General features: G+C 75.2%; 3 protein-coding genes. 2 read left to right on the top strand and 1 reads right to left on the bottom strand.

The annotated features are described in order from the left end of the window. Together QL983_RS10940 and QL983_RS10935 are read left to right on the top strand one after the other, a co-directional pair. Nucleotides 1–1,278 (top strand): MFS transporter (locus QL983_RS10940; RefSeq protein ID WP_290152989.1); only part of this gene is annotated, 1,278 nt, incomplete at its 5' end. A gap of 141 nt (nucleotides 1,279–1,419) precedes the next feature. Next, nucleotides 1,420–1,692: a GlsB/YeaQ/YmgE family stress response membrane protein gene (locus QL983_RS10935; RefSeq protein ID WP_036315639.1), complete on the top strand. Its 273-nt coding sequence runs from the start codon at nucleotides 1,420–1,422 to the stop codon at nucleotides 1,690–1,692. Between the two features lie 88 nt (nucleotides 1,693–1,780). Here the strand turns inward: QL983_RS10935 and QL983_RS10930 are convergent, their stop codons facing one another. Next, nucleotides 1,781–2,677, bottom strand: coding sequence for an RNA methyltransferase (locus QL983_RS10930; protein ID WP_036315636.1), 897 nt, complete (start codon nucleotides 2,675–2,677; stop codon nucleotides 1,781–1,783). Nucleotides 2,678–2,770: the final 93 nt, after the last annotated feature.

Below are 2,770 nucleotides of genomic sequence, written 5' to 3'. Positions count from 1 at the left end.
CCCCGCGCCCCGCGTCCGACGCGCCCGGACCCGTCCATCCCACCGACCGCGCCGACGGGCCCCGGCGCGCTGCTGGGCGGCCGCCGCGTGCGTCTGCTGCCGGCCATCCTCGCGCTGGCCCTGGGCAGCTTCGCGATCGGCACCACGGAGTTCGCGATGATGGGCCTGCTGCCGCAGGCGGTGGCCGACCTCGGCATCGGTCTCGAGGCCGGCGGCGTGCTCATCTCCATGTACGCGCTGGGCGTCGTGATCGGCGCTCCCCTGCTGGCCGCGTCCTTCGCCCGCGTCGACCGGCGGGTCACGAGCATCGTGCTGATGCTGCTGTTCGTCGTGGGGCACGTGGCCGCGTTCCTCGCCCCGGACGCGGCCACCATGATGGCCGCCCGCTTCATCTGCGGCCTGCCCCACGGGGCCTACTTCTCGGCGGCCGCCCTGGCCGCCGCGGACCTGGCCGGGCCCGCCCGCCGTGGCCAGGCCGTCGCATGGGTGATGGCGGGCCTGTCGGTGGCCAACGTGCTCGGCGTCCCGGCCGCCACCGCCCTGGGCCAGAGCGCGGGCTGGCGCTGGATGTTCGTCATCGTGGCGACGTGCGCGGCCCTGTGCGTGGCCGCCACCGCATGGCTCGTGCCGCCGGTCCCGGCGCCCGAGGGGGCGTCCGTGCGCCGCGAGCTGCGCGGCCTGGCGTCCGGGCGCCTGTGGGCCACGGTGGCCGTCGGCGTCCTCGGCTTCGCCGGCATGTTCGCCCTCTACACCTACATCGCCCCCCTGCTGACCACGGTGTCCGGCCTCGATGAGCGGTGGGTGCCCGCCGTCCTGGCCCTCTACGGGGTGGGCATGGTCGTCGGCACGCTCGTCGGCGGCGCCCTCACGGACCGCGACCCGGTGCGCACGCTGCGTCTGAGCTTCGCACTCAGCGCCGTCTTCCTTCTGGGCGTCGGCCTGACCGCGCAGTGGGCGCCCGTGATGGTGGTCTTCCTCTTCCTGGTGGCCGTCAGCGGCTCCGGGATCGCCCCGTCCCTGCAGGTGCTGCTGGTGGACTCCGCCCCCACCGCGCCGCAGTTGGCGGGCTCCCTGAACCACTCCGCACTGAACATGGCCAACGCCATGGGGGCCTGGGTCGGCGCGGCCGCGATCGGCGCCGGAGCCTCCCTGAGGACCCCGCCGCTCATCGGTGCCGCCATTGCCCTCGGCGGCCTCGTCCTCGCGCTCCTGCTGGTCCGACGCACCCCCGCCGTCGGCGCCGTCCCGCACGACGGCCCCTCCGCCGCCACCGTGTGAATCGCGTGCGGCGCGCTCGGTCCACGGGCGGCTGACCTCGCGATCGAGGGGTAGCGGGCCGTCAGAGGTGGCACAGGTGGAATCGGCTTTGCTAAGTTCCTTTCCGTACGTCATCATCCGCAACTCGAAAGGAACATCAGCATGTTCACCATCATCGCTTGGATCATTATCGGCCTCATCGCCGGTGCCATCGCTCGCCTGATTCTTCCGGGGCGACAGGGCTCCGGCTGGCTGGGTGCCCTCATCACGGGCCTCCTGGGTGCCGTTCTCGGTGGCTGGATCTCCACCCTGCTCGGCGGGGAAGGGCTCGGCGACGCGTTCAGCTGGCAGACGCTCATCTGGTCTGTGATCGGCGGCGTCATCGTGGCCTTCATCTGGCAGGCCATCACCAGCCGCCGCGGCACCCGCGTCTGAGCTGACATCGGCTGACCCGGCACCCGCCGGGTCGACCCCAGAAGGGGCGGGGATCCTCACGGATCCCCGCCCCTTCTGGCGTGTGCGTTCAGTCCCGCGTGGTCGGCGAGGCCATCGCCGAGGCGTAGAGGCACACCGTGGCCGCCGTGCCCACGTTCAGGGACTCCGCGGCGCCGTAGAGGGGCACGGCCACCCGGCGCTCCGCCAGGGCCAGCTCCGCCTCGTCCAGGCCCTGGGCCTCATTGCCGAACAGCCAGGCGGTGCGCGCCCCCAGCGACGCCGGGGACAGGGCGTCCAGTCGATCGGACCCGTGGCCGTCGGCGGCCCACACCTGTAGACCCGCCGCCCGGGCAGTCACCGCCACGTCCTCCGCCTGCACCCCCGCGAGCACGGGCAGGTGGAACAGGGACCCGGCGGTGGAGCGGACCACCTTCGGATTGAACGGGTCCACCGATCCGGCGGTGAGCACCACCGCGTCCGCGCCCGCGGCGTCCGCCGCGCGCAGCACCGTCCCCGCGTTGCCCGGGTCCTGCACGCGGCACAGCACGGCCGCCAGCGCCGCACCGTCGAACGCGTCCTCCAGGGCGGGCTGATCCGGGACGCGGGCCACGGCCACGACGCCCTGGCCCGTCACCGCGTCCGCCATGGCCGTCAGGACCTCGTCCGAGGCCTCCCGCACGAACACCCGCTCGCCGCCGTCGGGCCCGTCGGCGGCCACCCGCTCCACGAGGGCCGCCAGCTCCGAGTCCCGGTCGGCGAGCCCGGCGGAGACGTAGACCTGGGTGAGGACGCGACCGGCCGGCCACTGCCGCGCCGCGCCCGCCGGCCCCTCCCCCAGGTGCGCGCGCAGCGCCTCGCGGCACGCCTGCGGGCCCTCCACCAGGAACGTGCCGGTCCGGCGTCGCGCGGGCCGGCCGGCCAGGGCGGCGACGGCGCGGACGCGCTCGGCGCGGGGGTGGGTCAGCGGCTCGGCGGGCGGGGTCATGGGCTCTCCTGGTCGGGTTCGGCGGGGCGCGGGTGCGCAGACGCCGACGGGGCGGGCCTCCTCATCGGAGGGCCCGCCCCGTCGGCGGCGGTG

This window comes from Micrococcus sp. APC 4021 (genome assembly GCF_030407635.1).
Classification (GTDB): domain Bacteria; phylum Actinomycetota; class Actinomycetes; order Actinomycetales; family Micrococcaceae; genus Micrococcus; species Micrococcus luteus.
This window is presented reverse-complemented; position numbering and strand designations above follow the sequence as displayed.

Bases quoted from the DNA above. Each gene is read 5' to 3' on its own strand.
- QL983_RS10935 (WP_036315639.1), top strand. From the start codon at position 1,420: ATGTTCACCATCATCGCTTGGATCATTATCGGCCTCATCGCCGGTGCC.
- QL983_RS10930 (WP_036315636.1), bottom strand. From the start codon at position 2,677: ATGACCCCGCCCGCCGAGCCGCTGACCCACCCCCGCGCCGAGCGCGTC.